Consider the following 22,410-nt stretch of genomic DNA (forward strand, 5'->3'; position numbering starts at 1 on the left):
GGGGTACGACGTCTCAGCAGAGGACGAACGCAGGACACCGTGAGGAGCTCGGGGATGTACGCAGCAGTCCGGCGGTACGAAGGGGTGACCGATTCGGCCGAGGCGGCACGTCTCGTGAACGAGGGGTTCGTGCCGCTCATGCGTCAGGTCTCCGGCTTCGTGGCCTACTACTGGATCGATGCCGGGGGCGGAGTGATGGTCTCGACCAGCGTCTTCCAGGACCGGGCCGGTGCCGAAGAATCGATCTTGAGGGCCGCGGCCTTCGTACGGGACAACCTTGCGTCACTGCTGCCCAACCCTCCCGAGGTGGTGGCCGGCGAGGTGGTGGCTTCCGCATGACGGCGTTCGGAGCAGCCGCGTGAGATGGTCTCCAAGGCTGGTGCGGGGAGGCGCTGCGCAGTCAGTCGAACGCCGCGACCAGGCGGACTCCGTCGTCACCGAATCGGCCGGCCAGGGCCTTCATCACGGCGAAGACGTGCGGCCACTGGGTCCCCGGACCCAAGACGGCGCCCGCGGTCAGTGGTTCGTAGACACAGACCAGATCGTCGGTGGACCACTCGACACGTTCTGACGGGTCGCGACGGCAGTCCGCAGGCGGCACACCCACCAGGGCCACGAACTCCGACGGCCACTGACGGGATACCGGTTGGCGGTGCAGTGTGCCCGGGCCCGGTCACAGATCGGCGGGAAGGCCACGACCGGGTGCAAGCGGCGGGAAGGCCGCGTGGTCGCCTAATCCGAAGAGAAGGCCGAAGGCCGTGTGGTCGGTCTCGTCGTACAGCGGCCACAGATCCAGGGCGGCCACCCACGGCTCGCCGTCGTAGTCGTCGGTGCCGGCACAGGTATGCCGAAACTCGATCCCGCCGTATATGTCCGTGCCCATGACGGCGCACCCTGACGGCCATGGCGTGCACGACGCACACGCGCCTGCGACCCGGCCGGCCCGTGGTCGGCGCCGACTGCCGAGCCGGGGCGTCCAGGCACCTGCATCTCAGCCCCTGACCTGTATCAACTCCCTTTGACGTACCCGTCGAAGGATGGATCATGGCTGCGTGAGAAAGCGGACGAAGAAGGAATCCCCGGTCGGGCAGCCAGAGTACGAGCCGGAGCTTTCCCCCTACCAGCGGGCGATGCGTGAGAGGCTCCTCGCGGCTCCCGTGGTGCCGGCGCCCGAGCCCTGGCGGCGCATCGCCTACGCTCCCGTCGGCGGACTGCTCGGGATCGGATTCGCGTCGCGTCCTGACACCGGGGACGACTTGGTGATGGTCGTCTCGCAGGACGGTCACGGTCTCTTCGACGCTGTCACAGGAGAGAGGATCGCCCGGGACCGGGACCCCGCTCCCGAGGACAGCCTCCCCGACTCGGACGCCGATCTGTCGTGTCCTGGTCTGGGACCGGTCGCCGGAAGCAGAGTGCGCATCGCGGGGCTCTTCGGGGGAGGACTGCACACCACTGCCGAGGGGAGCTGGGCCCTGGAGGTCGTCGCCCCGGCTTGGCCCAACGAGCGTGTCCTGCTTTCTCGTGGCAGTGGACTGCCCCATTCCGGTCCGTACGGTGAGCGGTGGTGGCACATCTTCCACTCCGACTACTCCGAGCTCCGAGCCGTCGGATTCTCGCCCTCCGGGCAGACCCTGGCCGTGGCGACGAGCAGTGATCTGTCCCTGTGGACCCGCAGGGCCGGTCAGGGGGACGGCGGCGACGAGCGCGGCGCCGCGCACAGCCGCGTCCTCGTCGCCGAGGACGCGGCACGGTAGGACGCGCCGGGCGGTGATCCCACAGCCCCAGCCGCTTGATCCCCCCGGGTGTGGAGGGCCGAGGGGCGGTGGGTGTGGGGCGGAGAGGCGGGGTGCGAGAAGATCGTTGGTGAGTGTTGTGTTCGTGAGCTGCTGGAAGGAATCGTCGAGACCATGGCTGTCATCGAAGTCCGCGGCCTGACCGAGGTGTTCGGATGAGCGGCACCGGAGAGCACGTCCTGCTGCGTGTCGAGGGACGGGCCGCGCGCATCGTCCTGAACCGGCCCGCGGCCATCAACGCGCTCTCGCACGCCATGGTGTCCCGTATCGCCGAGGCACTGACGGCCTGGGAGGACGACCCGGCCGTCGAGACCGTCGTCATCACCGGCGCGGGCGAGCGCGGCCTGTGCGCCGGCGGCGACATCCGCGCCGTCCACGACGACGCCCGTGACGGCGACGGCTCCGGCGCGGCCGCGTTCTGGCGCGACGAGTACCACCTCAACGCCCGGATCGCCCGCTACCCCAAGCCGTACGTCGCAGTCATGGACGGCATCGTCATGGGCGGTGGGGTGGGGATCTCCGCGCACGGGGACGTCCGGATCGTCACCGAGCGCTCCCGGATCGCCATGCCGGAGACCGGCATCGGCTTCGTCCCCGATGTGGGCGGCACCTTCCTGCTCGGCCGGGCCCCCGGCGAACTCGGCACCCATCTCGCGCTGACCGGGGCCCAGATCGGCGCCGCCGACGCCGTTCTGTGCGGACTCGCCGACCACTACCTGCCGTCCGGTTCGGTCCCGGCGTTCCTCGCCGACCTCGCCGGTCTGCCCGTCGCCGATGCGCTGGCCCGCTGGGCGGGGCCGGCGCCCGGTGGCGAACTGGCAGGCCACCGCGCCTGGATCGACGCCTGCTACGCCGCCGGCACCGTCGAGGAGATCGTCCGGCGGCTGTCCGCCCACGGCGACGCGGCGGCGAAGGAGACGGCGGAGCTCCTGCTCGGCAGGTCGCCGACGGCCCTGAAGGTCACCCTGGAAGCGGTGCGCCGGGCCCGGCGACTGGGCTCGCTGGAGCAGGCGCTGGACCAGGAGTACCGAGTGTCCTGCGCGGCCCTCACCAGCCCTGACCTGGTGGAGGGCATCCGTGCCCAGGTCGTCGACAAGGACCGTGCCCCGCGCTGGTCCCCGGCCACCCTCGCCGAGGTCACCGACGCCGATGTCGACCGGCACTTCGCCCCGCTCGGCGAGCGCGAACTGGGCCTCGCACGACCCTGACGAACCCTCACCGGGCCCTGACCGGGCCGTTCCGCGCTCCAGCCGGGCCGTTCCGCGCCCCGGCCGAGCCCGGCACGCGGCCGGGCGCCGATCGTCCACCAGCCGCGAGAGGAAGATCACGCCAGGTGACGCGGTCTTGGCCGGTCCTCCGACACGCGGTACGGTCGGTCCGGTATCGACGACAGCGAGACGGAAGCCGGTGGGAATCCGGCACGGTCGCGCCACTGTATGCAAGAGCCCCCCGGGCCCTTGCGAGTCAGACCCGTGGCTGTCGTCCTGTGTGCACCACCGAGATGGGACGCGAACTCCCAGAGGAGGTTCTGCCATGGCGCAGACCGTCGCCCAGCCGACAGCCACCACCCCCGTCGTCCCCGCCAAGCTGCCGCTGTCCGCGATAGCTCCCTGGGCGGTCTTCTTCGGCATCCTGATGCTCGTCCTGCTCTACTTCGTCGGCGCCGAGCAGGGCGCCACCTCCGTGTTCAGCGGCACGGACGTCCACGAGTGGGTGCACGACGCCCGCCACCTGCTCGGCTTCCCCTGCCACTGACGCGAGGGACGCCGTCCAGCCCATGAACTCCGCAACAGTACGGAACCTCCTGGTGCGGGGCATGCTCGCCGGCCTCGCCGCCGGCGTGCTCGCCCTGGTCGTGGCCTACCTGCTCGGTGAGCCGAACGTCGACAAGGCGATCGGCTTCGAGGACGCCCACGCGCACGAGCACGAGATGGAGGTCGTCTCCCGCTCCCTCCAGTCCACCGCGGGCCTCGCCACCGGTGTCCTGGTCTACGGGGTGTCCTTCGGCGGCATCGCGGCCCTCGCCTACTGCTTCGCCCTGGGCCGGGTCGGCCGGTTCGGCCCACGGGCGACCGCGCTGCTGCTGTCCGGCTGCGCGCTGCTCGCCGTGTACGTGGTGCCGTTCCTGAAGTACCCGGCCAACCCGCCGTCGGTGGGCGACCCGGACACCATCGGCAAGCGCACCACGCTGTACTTCCTGATGATGCTGCTCAGCGTGCTGCTGGCGGTCGCCGCCACCCTCCTCGGCAAGCGGCTCCGGCCGCGCCTGGGTACCTGGTGGGCGACCGTGCTCGCGGTGGCCGCGTTCGGCGTCGCCGTGGGGCTGGCGTACCAGTTCCTGCCGGCCGTCAACGAGGTGCCGAAGGACTTCCCGGCCACCCTGCTGTGGCGGTTCCGGCTCTCGGCGCTCGCCATCCAGGTGGTGCTGTGGGGCGGATTCGGCCTGCTGTTCGGCGAGTTGGCCGAGCGGCAGCTCAACCCGAAACCGGCGAAGGCCGCGGCCGCCGGACGGACCGTCCCCGCCGCCCGCTGACCGGACGCGGAAGCACACGAGGGCCCGGCCGGATCCGTCCGTCCGGGGCCCTCGTGCGCTCGGCCGACGGCCCGTGGGCGCCCGGCAGGGAACCGGAACCCCGCTGTCGCCCTTGCGTTGGGACAGCCTGGTGGAGTCAGTCGAGCCACATCCGTGGTCAGGGAATCCGGTGCGAATCCGGAGCTGACGCGCAGCGGTGAGGGGGACGGGCGGGACACGACGCCACTGGGAGACCGGGAGAGACCGGGAGAGACCGGGAAGGCGCCCCGACCGGACGAACCGGAGTCCGAAGACCTGCCCGCCCCTTCGTGCCCGCGCGCGAAGGGACGTCCGCAGGCCAGGCTCCGCGTACGAGCCCCGACCCCCGAGGCATGCCCGTGTTCCTCCGCGCCCCAGCGCCGCTCCGCGCCCCCTTGTTCCTCCGCGCCCCGCGCTGCTCCTCACCTTCGCCCTGCTGCTCACCGCGGCGATCCAGGAGGCGGCCCTCGTCCCGGCTGGCGGGGACGCCCAGCCTCAGGTGTCACGCAGCACCCCCCTCACCCTCGACGCGGTGTACGGCGAGATACGCGACCTGGCCCGCGTGTTCGGCGTGGAAGCGCGTGGCGAGAAACTGGGTCGCCTCGCCGGCGTGCGCGCCGAGGTCGGCGCCGGCCAGGGCCACCCGGTGATCCGCTTCCTGCGCGCGCGGCCCGGCACCGGGCCGTGAGGCCGGCCACGGCCGCTGTGAACCGGCCGTGCACCGCCCGTGCCTTTGCCGACCGGCCGGTGCCGCACTCGCGTCCGCCCCCGTTGACAAGGGAAGATGGGCGGTGAGCGATCGATCAACGACAGCGGAGGAATGGACTCATGCCGCATGAGCGAGCGGGCCGGCCGGCGGCTCCGGAGGACCTCGTCGACGTGGCCCGGCTGGTCACGGCCTACTACGCGCTGCACCCCGACCCGTCCGACCCCGCCCAGCGGGTGGCGTTCGGCACCTCGGGGCACCGCGGATCGTCGCTGGCGACCGCGTTCAACGAGGACCACATCGCGGCCACCAGCCAGGCCATCTGCGAGTACCGGAGCGGCCAGGGCACCGACGGCCCCCTCTTCCTGGGCGCCGACACCCACGCCCTGTCCGAACCCGCCAAGGTCACCGCCCTCGAGGTGTTCGCCGCCAACGGCGTGACCGTCCTGATCGACAGCGCCGACGGCTACACCCCCACCCCGGCCGTCTCGCACGCCATCCTCACCCACAACCGGGGCCGGACCACCGGTCTCGCGGACGGCGTCGTCGTCACCCCCTCGCACAACCCGCCCGCCGACGGCGGCTTCAAGTACAACCCGCCGAGCGGCGGCCCCGCGGCCTCCGACGCCACCTCGTGGATCCAGGACCGCGCCAACCAGATCATCGCGGGCGGCCTGAAGGACGTGCGGCGCGTCCCGTACGAGCGGGCGCTCGCCGCGGACACCACCGCCCGGTACGACTTCATGGGCGTCTACGTCGACGACCTGCCCAGCGTCCTCGACCTGGACGCGGTCCGGGCGTCCGAACTGCGCATCGGCGCCGACCCGCTCGGCGGGGCGTCCGTCGCCTACTGGGGCCGGATCGCCGAACGGCACGGGCTCGACCTCACCGTGGTCAACCCCCACACCGACCCCACCTGGCGGTTCATGACGCTGGACTGGGACGGCAAGATCCGGATGGACTGCTCGTCGCCGTACGCGATGGCCTCGCTGATCGAGAAGCGGGACGAGTACCGCGTGGCCACCGGCAACGACGCGGACGCCGACCGGCACGGCATCGTCACCCGTGACGCCGGCCTGATGAACCCCAACCACTACCTGGCCGTCGCCATCTCCTACCTCTACCGCCACCGCGACCAGTGGGCGGCGGACGCCGGGATCGGCAAGACGCTCGTCTCCTCCTCGATGATCGACCGGGTCGCCGCCGACCTCGGCCGCCGGCTCGTCGAAGTGCCCGTCGGCTTCAAGTGGTTCGTCGACGGACTGGTCAGCGGCGCGATCGGGTTCGGCGGCGAGGAGTCGGCCGGCGCGTCCTTCCTGCGCCGGGACGGCTCGGTGTGGACGACCGACAAGGACGGCATCCTGCTCGCCCTGCTCGCCTCCGAGATCACGGCCGTCACCGACCGGACACCGTCCGAGCACTACGCCGACCTGACCGCCCGTTTCGGCGAACCCGCCTACGCCCGTATCGACGCCCCCGCGAACCGCGAGGAGAAGGCGCTGCTCGCCAAGCTCTCCCCGGCCCAGGTCACCGCCAAGACCCTGGCGGGCGAGGCGGTCACCGCGGTGCTCACCGAGGCCCCCGGCAACGGGGCCGCGATCGGCGGCATCAAGGTGACCACGGAGAACGCCTGGTTCGCGGCCCGCCCCTCCGGTACCGAGGACGTGTACAAGATCTACGCCGAGTCCTTCCAGGGCCCCGACCACCTCACCCGGGTCCAGGAGGAGGCCAAGGCGGTGGTGGACGCGGCCCTCGGTGACTGACACCTCCCGGCCCCCGGGCGGCGGACGCCGACCGGCACCCGCCGCCCGGTCAGGTCGCGAAGGTGCGCCGCCGCGCCCGGGTCTCGGCCAGGTCCGTCGCCGCCCGGCGGGCGCTCGCGGCCAGGTGGGCCGAACCCCAGGCGTGCGCGGTGCCTTCGGCCAGCGCATAGGCCTCGGCGGCCTCCCGGTCCGCGCCGAGCAGCCGGTGCAGATCGGCGAGGGCGTGGGCGAGCGGCCGGCTCGCGTACGCCGCGCCCGCCGCCCCGGCGAGCTGTCCGCGCAGCGGGACCAGGTGCCCGACGAGGGCGGCCGCCGCCTCGTGGTCCTGGTGCAGCACCGCGAGCTGGGCGCGGAAGTCGAGTTCCAGGCCGTGCAGATGGTCCCGCAACGGCTCCCGGGCGACCGGGACGGCCCGGGACTCGTCGAGTCTGCCCAGGCGGGCCAGGACCAGCGCGTGGGCCACGGCGACCGGGCCGCCCGCGGACTCGTACACGGCCCGGACCATCGGCTCGATCTCGGCGGTACGGTCCTGGATCAGCCGCATGCTGATCAGCCCCAGGGTGCGCAGCCCGGTGGCGTGGTGGGCGCCGACCCGCTGGAGCAGGGTGTCGGCCTCGGCGTAGTCGGCCTCCGCCGCCTCGAACCGGCCCCCGACGGCGGCCAGCATCGCCCGGGTCGCGGCGCTGATCCCCTGCGCCCAGACCAGCCGGTAGCGGCGGGCCAGCACCAGGCCCTCCGCGGTGTGCCGGTGCACGGCGGCGGGGTCGTTGCCGGCCCCCGCGGTCATCGAGTCGAGGTGCTCGCACACCCAGCGGTAGGCCGGCAGGTCGTGGGCGCGGGCGAGCGCCCGCAGTTCGGCGGTGAGGGGCGGCCGTTCGGCGGCCCGCGTCTCGTGCGGCAGCAACCGCGCCGACGTCATCAACGCGGCAGCCAGCAGCCGGGGTTCACCGTCCGCGCGGGCGAGCGCCAGCTGGTCCCGGGCCGCCGCCGAGGCCCGTGCCGGGTCCTCGGCGGCGACCGCGTCGACCAGCACCTGGAGGACACGCGCGCGGGTCGGGCCGTCCGGCCCCGGATCGGCCGCGAGCTGTTCGAGGCGGGCCAGCGTGGTCCGGTCGTACGGGCCCTCCAGGCGGCTGCGCCAGGGCGCCGGCTCGGTCCATGCGCCGTAGACGGCCGCCACCAGGTCGCCGCGGTCGGCCTGTTCGGCCAGCTCCACGGCCCGCTGCCGGGTGCGCCGGGCGGCGTCCGTGGCCCCGGTGCGCACCTGCGCGCCCAGCAGCCGTACCAGCAGCTCGATCAGCCGGTCCGGCGGGGTGTCGGCGTCCGTGACCGCGGTGTGCGTGTCGATCGCCTGCTGGATCAGGGTGACGGCCACGTCATGGGCGTAGCGCCGCTCGGCGGCCTCGGCGGCCCGCAGCGCGTAGTCGACGGCGAGCGGGGCGTCGTCCGCGCTCCCCGAGCGGGCGAAGTGGTGGGCGAGCGCGGCGAGTTCGCCGGGGCGATGGCGGCGCAGCAGCCGGGCGACACGGGCGTGCAGCCGGGCCCGCCGGGCGGCGGACAGGTCGGCGTACACGGTGTCGCGGACCAGGGCGTGCACGAACCGGACGCGACCGGGTCCCGGTTCGGCGAGCAGGTCGGCGGCGAGCGCGCCGTCGAGCCCTTCCAGGACCTCCTCCTCCGGAGCGTCGGCGAAGTCGACCAGCAGGGCGACCTCGGCCTCCAGACCGAGCACGGCGGTGAGCCGGACGACGGACCGGGCGGCGGCGGGCAGCAGGGCGAGGCGTCTGCGCAGTACGTCGCGCACGCCTTGGGGGACCTCGGAGACCGCCACCAGGGCACCCTCGTCGGCGAGCAGCCGGGCGCTCTCCAGGACGTAGAACGGATTGCCGCCGGTCCGTTCGGCCAGGGCCGCCACCGTCACCGGATCCACGGGTGCCGCGCAGACGGCGTCGACCAGGGTGGCCGTGTCCCGCGGCGGCAGCCCGCCGAGCGTGATCCGGTGCGGGGCTGCCGGGGCGACCTGGGCGAGGGTCTTGAGCAGGTGCTCGCCGACCTCCGCGGGCCGGTACCCGGCGACGGTGAGCAGGGGCACGCCGGTGACGGCGGCCGCCGCCTCGACCAGGGCCAGGGTCTCGGCGTCGGCGCGGTGCAGGTCCTCCAGCAGCACGGCGAGCGGCGCCCGCGCGGCGGCGGCGCGCAGCCAGGCCGCGAAGGCACGGTGCATCCGGAACCGGCCGGCGGTCGCCTCGTCACGGCCGGGCGCCCCCGGACGACCGGTGGCCTCCTCGCGACCGTTGCCGGCGGTTCCCTCCGGTTCCCGCAGCAGCACCGCGAGTTCGTCGGGCCGGTCCGGCGGCACCTCGCGGGCGAGCGCCCCGAGCGCCTCCACCCAGGCCCAGGCCGGTGGCGCGCCCTCGTACTCGGGGCAGCGGCCGACCACCACCCGCCAGCCGGACCGGCGCAGCCGCTCAGCCGCCCGGTCGAGGAACGCGGACTTGCCCGCTCCCGCCTCGCCGGTGACCAGGACGACACCGCCCGACTGCCGCGCGACGCCGGCGGCCGCCTCCACCGCGCCCAGTTCCGCGGCCCTGCCGACGAACAGACCGCGCCCGGTGCGCGCGGGCAGGACGGCGGCAGCGGGTTCCGGTACGGCCGCGCGCAGCACGTCGAGCCGCCCGTTGAGCACGGCATGCTCCAGGTCACGCAGCGCGGGCCCGGGATCGCAGCCGAGTTCACCGCGCAGCACGGCGGCGGCGCGGCGCAGCGAGGAGAGCGCGTCGGCCTGCCGGTCGCAGGCCCACTGCGCGAGCGCGAGCAGGCGCCAGCCCTCCTCGCGGAGCGGACTCTCCCGGACCAGCGACTCGGCGTCCGCCGCGGCCTCGGCCGCCCGGCCGGTGCGCAGCCCGGCGGCGACCGAGAGTTCGCGGGCCTCGGTGCGCAGCCCGGTCAGCCGGGCCACCTCCGCGGCGGCCCAGTCCTCGTCGGCGTGCTCGGCGAAAGCCGGGCCGCGCCACCAGCCGAGCGCCTCGGCGAGCAGCCGCCGGGCCTCCTCGGCCGAGGCACCACGGGCCCGCCCGACCCGGCTCTCGAACCGCCAGGCGTCCACCGCGTCCGCGGCCAGCCGCAGGGCGTACCCGGGTGGCGCGGTGACCAGGACGGTGGCCGGGGCGCGTGGGGCCCGGTCCGGTTCGAGGGACCGGCGCAGATTGGACAGGTAGGCGTGCAGCGACACGGTCGCCTTGGCGGGCGGCGCACCCCGCCACAGCGCGTCCGCCATCCGTTCGACCGGTACGACACCGCCCCGGGCCGCGATCAGCAGCGCCAGTACGGCACGCTGTCGCGGAGCACCCAACTCGACCGGTCTTCCGGCGACTTCGGCACCCAGCGGACCCAGGACTCGCAAACGCAGCACGCCGCGGGAATCTACCCGAGCGCCGCGTCGATCCTGTCAACGGACGATAAACGCGGCGCACCGCACGACGCCAAGACGAGCGCCAAGCGGACGCCAAGTGGGGTGCGGCACGGTGGGCGGTCGAAACACAGACACCTGATCGTTGGAGCAAGCAAGCGTGTCCCTCAACAGCAGCCACGGCGCCCCGGCCACCGCCGAGCGTCCTCATACCCACGAAATGGTCGTGGTCCACCGGGTCTTCCGCCGCGAGTCGGCACTGCTGCCCCGGCTGGTGCGGGCCGTGCCCGACGGCGACACGGCCCGTGCGGCCCTGGTCCGCGGGGCCCTGGGCGACTACACGATGGGCCTGCACCACCATCACCACGCCGAGGACGAGCTGATCTGGCCGCTCCTGAGGGCCCGGGCCGAGCGGGACGAGGCGCTGGTGGACCGGATGACGGAGCAGCACGAGGCCATCGACCGCACCCTGGCGGCCGTGGCGGAGTGGACGCCGGTGTGGGAGAGGTCCGCCGACCGGATCGCCGGTGAGGAACTGGCCCTGGCGCTGGAGGCGCATCGCACCGCGCTCCTGGACCACCTCGACGAGGAGGAGGCGTCGCTGCTGCCGCTGGTCGCCGAGCACCTGACCGTCGCCGAGTGGGACCTGGTCGGAGAGCGTGGCCTGGAGGGGCTGCCGAAGAACAAGCGCATGCTCGCGCTCGGCGCGATCCTGGAGGAGGCGACTCCCGAGGAGAGCGCGTTCTTCCTGGGCAAGGCCCCGCTCGTGGGCAGGCTGCTGTGGCGGGCCGTCGGCCGGCGCCAGTACGCCGCCTACCGCGACCGCATGCGTGCCCCGCTGGCCGGGGAGTAGCCCGGTGTCCGTACTCGACTCCGCCCCGCTCGACGTCCTGGACGCCTACCGCACCTGCGAGTTCGCGACCCTGGGCCGCGACGGCACCCCCGTGGCGTGGCCGACGGCCGTGTGGCGCCGCCCGGACGGGACACTGCTGCTGAGCACCTCCCTGGCGTTCGCGCAGAAGGCGCTGAACATCCGCCGGGACGGCCGTGTCGCCCTGCTGTTCTCCGACCCCACCGGCAGCGGCCGCACCGCGCCCCCGCAGATCTTCGTCGGCGGACACGCCGAATGTCCCGACGAGATCATGACCGGCCCCCAGGGCGCCGAGGAGTACTGGCGGATGCTGTTCGAACGACAGCCGCACAGCCGGTCGTACCTCTCGGCGCCGATGCGGCCGCTGATGGACTGGTACTACCTGCGGCTGCTGATCAGCGTGACACCTCGACAGGTCGTGGTGCGGCCGCCGTTGCCCGCGCCCGACGCACCGGCACCGGCTCAGCCACCGGCACCGGTCAGTGGGCTGCTTGGCGCGGCGCGGCTCGCCCGGTTCCCGACGGCCGTGTTCGCCGGGCGCGACGCCTCCGGGGCTCCGGTGCTGGCCAGGACCCGGCCGGTGCCCACCGCAGACGGCTTCGCCGTGGCCGTGCCGGCCGACTGCCCGGCGGCACCAGGCCCCGCCTCCCTCCTCGCGCACCGGCACGACGAGCGGCTGAACAACATGTACAACGTGCTCGTGCGCGGCGAACTGCGCACGGGCGACGGGGGACCGGTGCTGGTCCCGGAGAAGGTGGTGGAGCCGATGGGCACCGGCCGCGTGAGCGACGCGGTGGGCGTGCTGCGCAGCACCAGACGGGCCACCGACCGCTACCTGTCCCGGCGCGGCCTGCCCCGGCCACGCGTGCAGTGGCAGGACTTCAGGACACTGGCGCGGAACCCCCACCACCCCTAACCCCCTAACCCCTCCGGCCCCTCCCGGCCCCCTCCGGGCCCTTTCGGCTCTCCGGTCCCTCCGGGCCGCCCCTTTCAAGGAGTGGTCCGGAGGTGGTTCGGGGGTGCCCTTCAGTGGGCGGTCGCGGTGCAGGTGACGTCCGTGGCCGGCAGCCGTCCGCTCGACAGGTAGGCGTTGACCGTCGCGTCGACGCACGCGCTGCCGTACACGCCGAACACCGCGTGCTGGTCCGCCCCGCGCAGCGTCACCAGCCGGGAGCCGGGCCAGCCGCGGTGCACCGCCTGGGCGCCCTCGTAGACGGTGCGCGGGTCGCCCGTGGCGTTGACGAGGAGGGCCGGCAGGTCGTCCCTGATCCTCGTCGGACGCTCGCGCGGCGGCTCCCAGAACGCGCACGGTCCGATGTTGTTGGTCACCGGCCCGAACAACGGGTCCTTGGCGCGGGCCCGTTGGACGTCATGCCAGTAGGTGTCCGGGAGGCGGGGCGCGGCCACGTCCCCGCAGAGGACGGCCATCTGCACGCTGCCGTACGCCGATTCGGAACCGGTCAGCTGGAAGCGGAGCGTGTCGGCGAGCCATGGACCCGGGTCGACGGACCTGCCGTCGGCCGCGTCCCGCAGGTCGCGGACGGCCGACGCGAGGGCGCCGTACGCCGTGTCGTCGTCCTGCGAGAGGCCACTGAAGACGACCATCGGCGTGATGCTCTCGTCCACCTGGTAGTCGCCGACCCGCAGCGGGGCGCGCTCCGCCGCGGCCTGGACCCGGTCCACGACCGCCAGTACCGCCTGCCGGCTGCCGCCCAGGCCGTACGTCGTGTCGCGGGCGGCGGCCCACGCGGCCCAGTCCCGCAGCGCGTGCCGGTTGGCGGGCTCCGAGCCGCGCAGCAGGCGCGGGCTGTACCGGCCGGGGTCGGCCACCCCGTCCAGCACGACCCGGTCCGTGCGGCCCGGGAACATCGTGGCGTACACCTGGCCCAGGTAGGTGCCGTACGAGTAGCCGAGGTAGGAGATCCGCCGCTCGCCGAGCGCAGCGCGGATCACGTCCATGTCCCGCGCGGTGTTCCGGGTGGTGACGTACGGCAGGACGTCGCCCTCGAACTTCCGGCAGTCATCGGCGAGTCGCGCGGCCAGGGCGGTGGAGCGGTCGAAGCCGGCCCGGTCGTGCCCCGGGCCGCGGATCGCCGACCCGGTGGGCCAGTGGCAGTCCATGGGCGTGCTGCGGCCGACGAAACGCGGGTCCACGCCGACCACGTCGTACCGCCGGCCCACGTCCTTCATCGCCGCCCGCACCCACGGCGGGTCACCGATCGTCTGCCCGCCCGGGCCACCGCTGTTGAGCAGCAGCGACCCGACGCGGTGTGCGGTGTCGGTGGCCTCGATGCGGGAGATCGCGACGGTGATCGTACGGCCGCCCGGGTCGTCGTAGTCCAGGGGCACGGTGACGTCGGCGCACCGGGCGCCCGCCTTCTCCAGCTCCCTGCCGGTGTCGTCGTCGGGGCCGAGCAGGCAGCTCTCCCAGACGAGGTGCTGGTGGTGGTAGCGGGCGAGCGGGTCGGGGGCCGGGTGGGCGGTGGCGGCCGGGGCGGCGCCGAAGGCCAGCGCGCCGGCGAGGGCGAGGGCGGCGGGGGCCGTGAAACCGGTCATGCTGCGGTCCTCTCACTGGTGCCGGCCGGGCAGAGGGAGACATCGACGAGGTGCTGGAAGTCCAGTTCGGCCCGCAGGCTGTCCGGTACCTGGTCGAGGGCGACGGCCACGCTCCGGCCGCCCGGACCGACCGCGACCAGCGCCCGGTGGCCGCCGGGCACGGTCCCGGCGTGTCCCCACCACACCCCGCCGCACGGCAGCGGCGACGAGATCAGCCCCAGCCCGTAGCGGGCGCCCGGCCACAGCCGGTCCGGATCGGCGGCCACCGTCCGCCGCATCTCGGCGAGTTCGGGCGGCGGCAGCAGCCGCCCGCCGAGCAGCGCGGTGGCGAACCGGAGCAGGTCGGCCTGGGTGGAGACGAGCGCGCCGCCGACACCGCCGAAGGAGGTGTTCCAGTCGGTCCCGTCGACGCGCCGCCCGTCCTCGCCGGTGAAGTAACTGTGCGAGTACCGCCCCCGGATCCTGGTCTCGTCCCCCGGCCAGTAGGTGTCGCGCAGCCCGAGGGGCGCGATGATCCGCCTGCTGGTCTCCGCCTCCGGAGCGTGTCCGGTGACCTGCCGCACGATCAGTCCCAGTACCAGGTAGTTGGTGGTGGCGTAATGCCAGGTCCCCTCGGGGGGCGGGAGTTCCAGGGCTCGCGCGATCAACTCGCGCGGTTCGTAATGGCGGTGGCGCAGGCGCTCCGGGTGCTCCCACTCGGGTGCGTCGAGGTAGTCGGGCAACCCGCTCGTGTGGCGCAGGAGTTGCCGTACGGTGATGCGGCGGCCGTGGTAGCCGTGGGCGTCGATCAGACCGGGCAGGTAGTGGTCCACGGAGGCGTCCAGCGAGAGCCGGCGTTCGGCGGCGAGCTGGAGGACGACGGTCGCGGTGAACGTCTTGGTGACGCTGCCGACGCGCAGCCGGTCGGTGGTGTTCATGGGGCGGCCGGTGCTGAGGTCGGCCGTGCCCGAGGCCGCGGTCCAGCGCCCGCACGGGCCGTCGGCGAGCACCGAGGCGCCGGCGATGTGATCGCCGGAGGTCAGCTCGGTCAGGGCCCGGTGGACCTCGGCCGACGCGGCGCACCGCCCGACGGGTGAGGCAGGTGAGGCAGGTGAGGCGGGTGACGGCCGTGCGGTGGCGGGCGGCGCGGCCGCCAGCACGAGTGCCGCCGCCGATAACGCGAGGGCGGACTTCACAGGAATGGTTGCCATGCGCCCTCACGCTAGGCAGGCGGGGGCCCGCGATCACTCCTGCGGGCTGCCGCATCCGTGGTGGGGGCAGCCCCCGCCGCGGCGGGGGGCCGGCCCCCGTCGGCTACGTCGCCCGGCACTGCGCGAGCCGCTTCTCCAGGAACCTGCGTTCGGCCGCGTTCGCCACCGACTCCAGGGCCCGTTCGTACGCCTCGGCCGCCTCCCGCGTCCGCCCCAGGCGCCGCAGCAGATCCGCCCGGGTCGCCGGCAGCAGGTGGTAGCCGGCCAGTTCGCCCTCCGCCTCCAGCTCCGCCACCAGCGCCAGCCCTGCCTCCATCCCCTCGGCCATGCCCACCGCGACCGCCCGGTTGAGCCGGACCACCGCCGACGGGACGAACCGCTGGAGTTCGCCGTACAGCCCGGCGATGTCGGCCCAGTCGGTGTCGGCGGCGGTCGCCGCGGTGGCGTGACAGGCCGCGACGGCCGCCTGGATCTGGTACGGGCCGGGACGGCCACGGCGCAGGGCCCCCTCCAGGAGCGCCGCGCCCTCGTCGATCTCGGCACGGTCCCACGCCGTGCGGTCCTGGTCCTCCAGGGTCACCAGATCGCCGGCCGCGTCCACCCGCGTCCCCCGGCGGGCGTCGTGCAGCAGCAGAAGCGCGAGCAGGCCCGCGACCTCCGGTTCGTCGGGCATCAGCCGGGCCAGCAGCCGCGCCAGCCGGACGGCTTCGGCGCACAGACCGGCCCGCACCAGATCCGTGCCGCCGCTCGCCGTGTACCCCTCGTTGAACAGCAGGTACAGCACCCCGAGGACGCCCGTGGTGCGCTCGGGCAGCAGATGCGCGGGCGGCACCCGGTACGGGATACCGGCGTTGCGGATCTTCCGCTTGGCCCGCACCAGACGCTGCGCCATCGTGGCCTCCGGCACCAGGAAGGCGTGCGCGATCTCGGGGGTGGTCAGCCCGGCGAGGGTGCGCAGCGTCAGCGCGACCCGTGCCTCGACGGGCAGGGCGGGATGGCAGCAGGTGAAGATCAGCCGCAGCCGGTCGTCCGCCACCCCGCTGTCGTCCCCGTCGTGATCGGGGTCGTACGGCCCCTCGTCCCGCGCCGACACCGCCGCCTCCCGCTGTTTCGCCGCCCCCACCGCCTCCCGGCGCAGCACGTCCAGGGCGCGGTTGCGGGCGGTCGTGGTGAGCCAGGCGCCGGGGCGGCGCGGCACTCCGTCGCGCCGCCACCGTTCGAGCGCCTGGGCGAAGGCGTCCTGCGCGCACTCCTCGGCGAGGTCCCAGTCGCCGGTCACCCGGATCAGGGTGGCGACGACCTGGGCCCACTCCTCGCGGAAGGCGGCGGCGACGGCCTCCTCGACCTCGTTCGTGGTACTCATGTGCGGTTCACTCCCAGACCGGCCGCACCTCCACCGAGCCGCCGGCGAGCGCCGCGGGGTGCCGGGAGGCGAGTGCCACCGCCTCGTCGAGGTCGGCGACCTCGATGATGTCGATGCCCGCTATGTACTCCTTGGTCTCGGCGAACGGCCCGTCGCTCAGCAGCACTTCGTCGCCCTGGACGCGCACGGTGGTGGCGTCGGCGGCGGGCCGCAGCCGGGCGCCGCCCTTGACGACGTCCCGGCCGCGGACCTCGTGGAGGTAGGAGGTGAAGCGCGGGTCCGCGGCGATCTCGGCGGGGCTGAGCTCCTGGCCGCCGACCGGGGTGCAGATGAACAGGACGTACTTCATGACCGCTCCTTCCGGTCCGTCGTGCCGAGCGGGACCGAGACGTGCTCGTGGGCGATGACCCAGCCGAACCCGGGGTCGCGGTAACCGGTGGTGACCCGGACCAGCTGGTCCACGGGCTCCCCGGTCACGCGGGTGCCGTGGATCCGGACGAGGGCGTGGCTGAAGCAGCTGCCCTCCCCGGGACGCACCCGCAGGTCCAGGACCTCGCGGCGCACCGGCCCGGACAGCGTGGCGAACCACGCCTCGACCGCCTTGCGGACCTCCGCGACCCCCGAGCGCACCGCGGTGTCGGCGGGCCCGAAGACCTCCGCGTCGGGCGCGTAGCAGGCGGTCACCCGGTCGACGTCCCGTTCGCGCGCCGCCTCGGTCAGCTCGGCGTCGATCCGGCGGACGGCCGTCTCGGCGTCCTCCAACGGGTCGTCGTCCCAGAACGGCCGTACCTCCAGGGCACCGACGGTGGCCACCGGATGGCCGGCCGCGATCCGCACCGCCTCCTCCAGGCTGTCGCAGTCGACCACGTCGAACCCGGCGACGTACTCCTTGGTCTCGGCGAACGGTCCGTCGGTCCGCAGCACCTCCCCGTCCCGCACCCGCACGGTGACCGCGGTGTCCGGCAGCCGCAGCCGGTGCCCGTACAGCCGGCTCGCGCCGCGCACGCCGTGTTCCTCGACCCAGGGTTCGACCGGTGCCATCCCGGAGGCGTCGGCGGTGTCGTCGCCGCAGACCAGCAGCATGTACTTCATCGGTTCCTCCACGTCCTCATGTGCTTCCTACACCCCACCGACGAACGGCGCCGGACGGAATCGACACCCGGCGGCCGCGATTCCGGCTCGGCTCGCTACGCCGGTGCCCACATCCCGTGCCCGCGGCCCAGCACGCCGTGCGGATCGTGGACGGCCTTGGCCCCGGCCAGGGTCTTCCACCGGCTGCCGTAGTGCGCCCGCCAGTCGGCGGGGGACATCGGCAACGCGTTGACCGGATAGGCGACGGCGCCCCTGGCGCGGGCGAACTCGTACGCCCTGCGGTTGGCGGCGACCATCGGGCCGGCCGTGCCGGGGGCGGCCGTACGCAACAGGGCCAGGAGATGGACCACCTCGCCGGGCGGGCGGCGGAACAGCGGGGCCCGCAGGGTGCGGCCGAGCAGGGGGTAGAGCAGCACCAGGCCGTTCTCGCGCAGGTCCCGGAAGCCGGGGTCGCCGAGGACCGCCGTCACCACGGAGGCGGCGGTGTCGTCGGGCAGCAGCAGGTTCAGCCAGGGGTGCGGGTGCAGCCATTCGCCGGTCGACCGCAGCAGCTCCTCGTCGGTGGCGACCCGGTCCGCGAACTCGGCGTACCCGAGGTCCTCGGACTCGGCCGAGCCGAAGGCGAGGCCGTCCAGGAGCGGCCCGTCGTCGGGAGGGGTCGGGCCCCGGTGGCCGGCCACCGCCTCGACCATGTAGGCCCAGCCGTCGGGGGCGGGACGGACCTGGCCCTCCAGGTGGTCGAAACGCCGGTCCGCGGCCAGCAGGCGCTGGTCGGCCAGGTAGCCCTCCAGGTCGGGGTAGTACAGGCAGTAGCGGCGCACCAGGGCGGGCGCGGGGGACAGGCGCAGGGTGGCCCGGACCACGACGGCCACCTGGCCCAGACCCGCCAGGACCGCGTGGAAGAGGGAGCCGTGCCGGTCCGGCGCGCAGACCAGGTGCTCACCGGCCCCGGTCACCACTTCCAGCTCCAGCACCGAGTCCGCCACCAGGCCGTGCCGGTGACTCGCGCCGCCCAGGCCGCCGGCGCTCAGCACACCGCCGACACCGGCTCCCAGGTAGTCGGTGAGGACGGGCGGGGCGAGCCCGTGCGGCAGGGTCGCGGCGAGCACGTCCCGCCACAGCGCCCCCGCCTGCACCTCGACCCGGTCGCCGGTCACCGGTCCGACGGCGGCCAGTCCGGCCAGGTCCAGGACGATCCCGCCCGGCGCCTGGCCCTGCCCGTACAGGGAGTGACCGCCCGCCCGCGCGGCCACCGGGATCCCGTGCCGTCCGGCATGCACCAGCGCGTCCCTGATCCCGGCGGCGGACCCGGGCCGCAGCACGCCCAGCGGCGGTCCGTGCACGAGGTGGCCGAAGTCGTCCGCCGCCGCGCGGAGCGTTGCCGGACGGGTGTCCAGCGGTTCCATGGATCCCGCGGCGGCGAAGACACGGTCCGACGACGTCACGCGGCACGCTCCCAGGAGGCATCGGTCGACAGGGGCGGAGCCATTCTCACGGCGGCGGAGGGCGAGTGGGTGGTGTTTCCCACACCGCCGCCCTGGTGCCACCGGGGTTTGGGCCGGCGGATCCCGGAGAGCAGCGTCACCGGAGCGGCGCCCACCGGCTCCGACCCCGTCCCCGGTCGCTCCTCGGAGCGCACGTCATGTGAGAGGTGTTCTGGTCTGTCCGGCTCCCGCGAGACAGCAGCCACAGTCGACGACGCGTCACCCGCTCGGCCCACGGACCGGACACCGGCCCCGCCACCCGGACCGGCACCCGCACCAGGTGAGCGGCCGCCCGCGCGGAGCGCCGGGCGGCGGGACGCGTACTTCGACAACGCCAAGTACCTGGCGATCGTGCTGGTGGCCGTCGGACACGCCTGGGAACCGTTGCGCTCGGACAGCCGTACCGTCACCGCGCTCTACACGTTCGTGTACGCCTTCCACATGCCGGCGTTCATCGTCATCTCCGGCTACTTCTCCCGGAACTTCGACGCGAGCCCGGCCCGCGTCCGGCGGCTGGTCACCGGTGTCGCCGTGCCCTATGTCGTGTTCGAGACCGCCTACACCCTGTTCACCCGGTGGAGCGACCACGCCCCGGACCGCGACATCAGCCTCCTGAACCCGCTGTACCTGACCTGGTTCCTGGCGGCCCTGTTCATCTGGCGGCTGACCACCCCGATCTGGCGCCTGCTGCGGTGGCCGCTGCCCGTCGCGCTGGCCGTGGCCACGCTGGCGAGCGTCGCGTCGTCCGTCGGCGGGGACCTCGACCTCCAGCGGGTCCTTCAGTTCATGCCGTACTTCGTGCTCGGGCTCTCCCTGCGGCCCGAGCACTTCGGCCTGCTGCGCCGGTGGAGCGTGCGGCTGTGCGCCCTGCCCGTCGCCGCGGCGGCCCTCGCGGTCGCCTACTGGTCGGTGCCGCACCTCGGCTACCGCTGGTTCTTCCACCGGGACAGCGCCGAGCAGCTGGGCGTGCCCGCCTGGTACGGACCCGTGATGACCCTCGCCACCTTCGGCTGCTCCCTGGTCCTGGTCGCCTGCTTCCTCGCCTGGGTGCCGGGCCGCCGTACCTGGTTCACCGCCCTCGGCGCGGGCACGCTCTACGGCTACCTGCTGCACGGCTTCGTCGCGCAGGGCGCCAAGCCCGCGCACTGGTACGACCCCGCGTGGATGCACGGGCCGCTCGGCGCGGTGACCGCGACCCTCGTCGCCGCCGCGGTGGTGACCCTGCTGTGCACCCCGCCGGTGCGCCGGGTCTTCCGGTTCGTGATGGAGCCCGGCATGGAGTGGGCCTTCCGGGCCCCGGAGGGCCGAGTGGACCAGGGCGGGCGGCGAAACGCCGTACGGGTCCTTTCCGGGAGCCGCTGAAGCGGTAAATATGCCGCACCATGGACATTCTGCTCATCGCAAGCGCGTTCAACAGCCTGTCCCAGCGGGTCTACGCCGAACTGTCCGACCTCGGCCACCGGGTGGACGTCGTCCTCGCCGGCCGGGGTCCGGACGCCATCCGCTCGGCCGTACGGGAACGGTCCCCGGAGCTGATCGTCGCGCCGATGCTGAGGACGGCACTCCCCGAGGACGTCTGGCGGGCGCACACCTGCCTGATCGTGCACCCGGGCCCGCTCGGCGACCGGGGCCCCTCCGCCCTCGACTGGGCGATCGCCGAACAGGCCCCGACCTGGGGGGTGACCGTCCTCCAGGCCGAGGCCGCGATGGACGCGGGCGCGGTGTGGGCGAGCGAGCCGTTCCCGGTGGCGCCGGTCGGCAAGAGCGACCTGTACCGGGGCGAGGCCACCGACGCCGCCCTGACCGCCGTCCACCTGGCCGTACGACGGTACGCGGACGGCTCGTACAAGCCGCTGCCGCAGAGCGACCCCGCGATTCACGGCCGGATCGTCTGGCGTGACGTCTTGCGGCAGGAGCGGCGGCGGATCGACTGGGCGGCCGACGACACGGACACGGTGCTGCGCAAACTGCGCGGGGCCGACTCGCAGCCGGGCGTGCTGGACGAGCTGGGCGGCCGGGAGGTGTTCCTGCACGGCGGTCACCCCGAGGACGAACTGCGCGGCGAACCCGGCGCGTTGCTGGCGACGCGGGCGGGCGCGGTCTGCCGGGCCACCCGCGACGGCGCCGTCTGGATCCCGGAGCTGCGCCCGCGCAGGAACTCCGGTGACCCGGCGCCCTTCCGGCGCCCCGCGGCCGACGTGCTCGCCGACCCGGCGCTCCCCGAGTGCCCGGCGCCGCTGGAACCGGACCCGGACCGCCGCACCTGGAGCGACATCCGCTACCGGCAGCACGGCGACGTCGGCTTCGTCAGCTTCTCCTTCCCCGGCGGCGCCATGAGCACCGGCCACTGCCGGCGGCTGCTCGCCGCGTACGAGTACGCCCTCGCCCGCCCCACCCGGGTCCTGGTGCTCGGCGGCCGGCGTGACTTCTTCTCCAACGGCATCCACCTGAACGTCATCGAGGCCGCACCCGACCCGGCCGTGGAGTCCTGGGCCAACCTCAACGCCATGGACGACCTCGTCGAGGCCGTGCTGCGGACCACCGACCGGCTGGTGGTGGCCGCGCTCGGCGGCAACGCCGCGGCCGGCGGCGCCATGCTCGCCCTCGCCGCCGACCAGGTCTGGTGCCGCTCGGGCGCCGTCCTCAACCCGCACTACCGGCGGATGGGCCTGTACGGCTCGGAGTTCTGGACGTACTCGCTGCCCCGCCGGGCCGGAGCGGAGACCGCCCGGCGGCTGACCGAGGAGGCCCAGCCGGTGAGCGCGGCCACCGCCGCCCGGCTCGGGCTCGTCGACCGCCTGGTACCCGTCCCCGCCCGGGACTTCACCGCCGAGGTCGAGCGCCTGGCCGCCGAACTCGCCGGCACCCCGGACCTCGACCGGCGGATCGCCGCCAAGGCCGCGGCGCGCCGCGCCGACGAGGAGCGGTACCCGCTCGCCGACCACCGCGCGGACGAACTCGCCCGGATGCACGCCCTGTTCTTCGATCCGGGCGCTGCCTACCACGCGCTGCGCTCGGCCTTCGTCCGCAAGGTCCCCGGCGGTGCCCGGTGACCCGGCTGCTGGTGGCGGGCGTGGGCAACATCTTCCTTGGCGACGACGCCTTCGGCCCCGAGGTGATCCGTGCCCTGGCCGGCCGGCCGCTGCCGCCCGGGGTGCGGGTCCGGGACTACGGCATCCGGGGCCTGGACCTCGCCTACGAACTGCTCGACGGCTGGACGGTCGTCGTCCTCGTGGACGCGGCGGCCCGCGGTGAGTGCCCCGGCACCCTCTCCCTGATCGAACCCGACCCGCCGGGCGGCGCCGCGGCCGCCCCGCCCGAGGCGCACGGCATGGACCCGGCCAGGGTGCTCGCCCTCGCCGCCCACCTCGGCGACGAACCCCTGCCCCGCGTCCTCGTCCTCGCCTGCGAACCGGGCGAGCCGCCGCGCGGCGACGAGGACATCGCCCCCGGGCTCAGCGCACCGGTCCGGGACGCGGTCGGGCAGGCGGTGACCGCCCTGCACGTCCTCGTCCCGGCACTGCTCGCGGACCCCCTGGTCACGCCCCCGTTGGCCCGCCCGGAGGAATCCGCGCCCCCCGTCCCGGCCGGTCGCCCGCAGACTGCCGCCACGGGCGCGGAGGATCGCTAGC

Annotated in this window: 20 protein-coding genes and 2 riboswitches; of the genes, 12 read left to right on the top strand and 8 right to left on the bottom strand. The window is 74.3% G+C overall.

Annotated features, from left to right (window positions below; all coding sequences use genetic code 11):
* The first annotated feature begins 54 nt into the window (after positions 1-54).
* A complete protein-coding gene (locus AAW13_RS25925; RefSeq protein ID WP_046732740.1) occupies positions 55-339 on the top strand; it encodes a hypothetical protein in 285 nt (94 codons plus the stop codon).
* A gap of 334 nt (positions 340-673) precedes the next feature.
* Here the strand turns inward: AAW13_RS25925 and AAW13_RS25935 are convergent, their stop codons facing one another.
* Complete coding sequence (locus AAW13_RS25935) at positions 674-883, bottom strand: hypothetical protein (protein WP_046732742.1); 210 nt, start codon at positions 881-883, stop codon at positions 674-676.
* Between the two features lie 247 nt (positions 884-1,130).
* Here AAW13_RS25935 and AAW13_RS25940 point away from each other — a divergent pair, with 247 nt between their 5' ends.
* From AAW13_RS25940 to pgm, 6 genes are all read left to right on the top strand, one after another.
* On the top strand, positions 1,131-1,754 hold the full coding sequence (locus AAW13_RS25940; RefSeq protein ID WP_240528737.1) for a hypothetical protein: 624 nt from the start codon (positions 1,131-1,133) through the stop codon (positions 1,752-1,754).
* Positions 1,755-1,948: 194 nt separating this feature from the next.
* A complete protein-coding gene (locus AAW13_RS25945) occupies positions 1,949-3,001 on the top strand; it encodes an enoyl-CoA hydratase/isomerase family protein (protein WP_046732743.1) in 1,053 nt (350 codons plus the stop codon).
* 148 nt (positions 3,002-3,149) lie between these two features.
* Positions 3,150-3,287: riboswitch (cobalamin riboswitch) on the top strand.
* Positions 3,288-3,326: 39 nt separating this feature from the next.
* On the top strand, positions 3,327-3,548 hold the full coding sequence (locus AAW13_RS25950; RefSeq protein ID WP_046732744.1) for a CbtB domain-containing protein: 222 nt from the start codon (positions 3,327-3,329) through the stop codon (positions 3,546-3,548).
* A gap of 22 nt (positions 3,549-3,570) precedes the next feature.
* The gene (locus AAW13_RS25955; RefSeq protein ID WP_046732745.1) at positions 3,571-4,326 is read left to right on the top strand and encodes a CbtA family protein; all 756 of its coding nucleotides are present in this window, start codon (positions 3,571-3,573) and stop codon (positions 4,324-4,326) included.
* A 111-nt stretch (positions 4,327-4,437) separates the two neighbouring features.
* Positions 4,438-4,642: riboswitch (cobalamin riboswitch) on the top strand.
* A gap of 201 nt (positions 4,643-4,843) precedes the next feature.
* A complete protein-coding gene (locus AAW13_RS45060; RefSeq protein ID WP_046732746.1) occupies positions 4,844-5,032 on the top strand; it encodes a hypothetical protein in 189 nt (62 codons plus the stop codon).
* 140 nt (positions 5,033-5,172) lie between these two features.
* The gene (gene pgm / locus AAW13_RS25960; protein WP_046732747.1) at positions 5,173-6,813 is read left to right on the top strand and encodes a phosphoglucomutase (alpha-D-glucose-1,6-bisphosphate-dependent); all 1,641 of its coding nucleotides are present in this window, start codon (positions 5,173-5,175) and stop codon (positions 6,811-6,813) included.
* A 49-nt stretch (positions 6,814-6,862) separates the two neighbouring features.
* Here pgm and AAW13_RS25965 read toward each other — a convergent pair whose 3' ends face one another.
* A complete protein-coding gene (locus tag AAW13_RS25965; RefSeq protein WP_046732748.1) occupies positions 6,863-10,225 on the bottom strand; it encodes an ATP-binding protein in 3,363 nt (1,120 codons plus the stop codon).
* 157 nt (positions 10,226-10,382) lie between these two features.
* On the opposite strand from AAW13_RS25965, the gene AAW13_RS25970 reads away from it, so the two are divergent.
* Both AAW13_RS25970 and AAW13_RS25975 read left to right on the top strand, forming a co-directional pair.
* Positions 10,383-11,075, top strand: a complete 693-nt coding sequence (locus AAW13_RS25970; protein WP_240528738.1) for a hemerythrin domain-containing protein — start codon at positions 10,383-10,385, stop codon at positions 11,073-11,075.
* Positions 11,076-11,079: 4 nt separating this feature from the next.
* Positions 11,080-12,009: a pyridoxamine 5'-phosphate oxidase family protein gene (locus AAW13_RS25975; RefSeq protein WP_046732750.1), complete on the top strand. Its 930-nt coding sequence runs from the start codon at positions 11,080-11,082 to the stop codon at positions 12,007-12,009.
* A gap of 110 nt (positions 12,010-12,119) precedes the next feature.
* Here the strand turns inward: AAW13_RS25975 and AAW13_RS25980 are convergent, their stop codons facing one another.
* The 6 genes from AAW13_RS25980 to AAW13_RS47485 form a co-directional block, all read right to left on the bottom strand.
* On the bottom strand, positions 12,120-13,649 hold the full coding sequence (locus AAW13_RS25980; RefSeq protein WP_046732751.1) for an alpha/beta hydrolase: 1,530 nt from the start codon (positions 13,647-13,649) through the stop codon (positions 12,120-12,122).
* On the bottom strand, positions 13,646-14,839 hold the full coding sequence (locus AAW13_RS25985; RefSeq protein ID WP_046732752.1) for a serine hydrolase domain-containing protein: 1,194 nt from the start codon (positions 14,837-14,839) through the stop codon (positions 13,646-13,648). Before AAW13_RS25985 ends, AAW13_RS25980 begins: the two co-directional genes overlap by 4 nt.
* A 103-nt stretch (positions 14,840-14,942) precedes the next feature.
* Positions 14,943-16,202 (bottom strand): RNA polymerase sigma factor, encoded by a 1,260-nt coding sequence (locus AAW13_RS25990; protein WP_046732753.1) that lies wholly within the window; start codon positions 16,200-16,202, stop codon positions 14,943-14,945.
* A gap of 7 nt (positions 16,203-16,209) precedes the next feature.
* Positions 16,210-16,551 carry a YciI family protein gene (locus tag AAW13_RS25995; protein ID WP_046732754.1) on the bottom strand — a complete coding sequence of 114 codons (342 nt, stop codon included), beginning with the start codon at positions 16,549-16,551 and terminating at the stop codon, positions 16,210-16,212.
* A complete protein-coding gene (locus AAW13_RS26000) occupies positions 16,548-17,294 on the bottom strand; it encodes a nuclear transport factor 2 family protein (protein WP_046732771.1) in 747 nt (248 codons plus the stop codon). The genes AAW13_RS25995 and AAW13_RS26000 overlap by 4 nt, the downstream gene beginning before the upstream one ends.
* Before the next feature lie 95 nt (positions 17,295-17,389).
* On the bottom strand, positions 17,390-18,739 hold the full coding sequence (locus tag AAW13_RS47485; protein ID WP_276207603.1) for an FAD-binding protein: 1,350 nt from the start codon (positions 18,737-18,739) through the stop codon (positions 17,390-17,392).
* 216 nt (positions 18,740-18,955) lie between these two features.
* Between AAW13_RS47485 and AAW13_RS46040 the strand changes: the two genes are divergently transcribed.
* From AAW13_RS46040 to AAW13_RS26020, 3 genes are read left to right on the top strand one after another with little or no spacing between them, the layout of a single operon-like run.
* Positions 18,956-20,140, top strand: a complete 1,185-nt coding sequence (locus AAW13_RS46040) for an acyltransferase family protein (protein ID WP_046732773.1) — start codon at positions 18,956-18,958, stop codon at positions 20,138-20,140.
* Positions 20,141-20,160: 20 nt separating this feature from the next.
* On the top strand, positions 20,161-21,831 hold the full coding sequence (locus AAW13_RS26015) for a hydrogenase maturation protein (RefSeq protein WP_046732755.1): 1,671 nt from the start codon (positions 20,161-20,163) through the stop codon (positions 21,829-21,831).
* Positions 21,828-22,409: a hydrogenase maturation protease gene (locus AAW13_RS26020; RefSeq protein ID WP_046732756.1), complete on the top strand. Its 582-nt coding sequence runs from the start codon at positions 21,828-21,830 to the stop codon at positions 22,407-22,409. Before AAW13_RS26015 ends, AAW13_RS26020 begins: the two co-directional genes overlap by 4 nt.
* The last annotated feature ends 1 nt before the right edge of the window (position 22,410 follow it).

The sequence above is a fragment of the Streptomyces humi genome (genome assembly GCF_001005085.2).
In the GTDB taxonomy this organism is placed as follows: Bacteria; Actinomycetota; Actinomycetes; order Streptomycetales; family Streptomycetaceae; genus Streptomyces; species Streptomyces humi.

What these genes read in the sequence shown, in the direction of transcription:
- AAW13_RS25925 (WP_046732740.1), top strand. Translation starts at nt 55, where the DNA reads ATGTACGCAGCAGTCCGGCGGTACGAAGGGGTGACCGATTCGGCCGAG.
- AAW13_RS25935 (WP_046732742.1), bottom strand. Translation starts at nt 883, where the DNA reads ATGGGCACGGACATATACGGCGGGATCGAGTTTCGGCATACCTGTGCC.
- AAW13_RS25940 (WP_240528737.1), top strand. Translation starts at nt 1,131, where the DNA reads ATGCGTGAGAGGCTCCTCGCGGCTCCCGTGGTGCCGGCGCCCGAGCCC.
- AAW13_RS25945 (WP_046732743.1), top strand. Translation starts at nt 1,949, where the DNA reads ATGAGCGGCACCGGAGAGCACGTCCTGCTGCGTGTCGAGGGACGGGCC.
- AAW13_RS25950 (WP_046732744.1), top strand. Translation starts at nt 3,327, where the DNA reads ATGGCGCAGACCGTCGCCCAGCCGACAGCCACCACCCCCGTCGTCCCC.
- AAW13_RS25955 (WP_046732745.1), top strand. Translation starts at nt 3,571, where the DNA reads ATGAACTCCGCAACAGTACGGAACCTCCTGGTGCGGGGCATGCTCGCC.
- pgm (WP_046732747.1), top strand. Translation starts at nt 5,173, where the DNA reads ATGCCGCATGAGCGAGCGGGCCGGCCGGCGGCTCCGGAGGACCTCGTC.
- AAW13_RS25980 (WP_046732751.1), bottom strand. Translation starts at nt 13,649, where the DNA reads ATGACCGGTTTCACGGCCCCCGCCGCCCTCGCCCTCGCCGGCGCGCTG.
- AAW13_RS25985 (WP_046732752.1), bottom strand. Translation starts at nt 14,839, where the DNA reads ATGGCAACCATTCCTGTGAAGTCCGCCCTCGCGTTATCGGCGGCGGCA.
- AAW13_RS25990 (WP_046732753.1), bottom strand. Translation starts at nt 16,202, where the DNA reads ATGAGTACCACGAACGAGGTCGAGGAGGCCGTCGCCGCCGCCTTCCGC.
- AAW13_RS25995 (WP_046732754.1), bottom strand. Translation starts at nt 16,551, where the DNA reads ATGAAGTACGTCCTGTTCATCTGCACCCCGGTCGGCGGCCAGGAGCTC.
- AAW13_RS26000 (WP_046732771.1), bottom strand. Translation starts at nt 17,294, where the DNA reads ATGAAGTACATGCTGCTGGTCTGCGGCGACGACACCGCCGACGCCTCC.
- AAW13_RS26015 (WP_046732755.1), top strand. Translation starts at nt 20,161, where the DNA reads ATGGACATTCTGCTCATCGCAAGCGCGTTCAACAGCCTGTCCCAGCGG.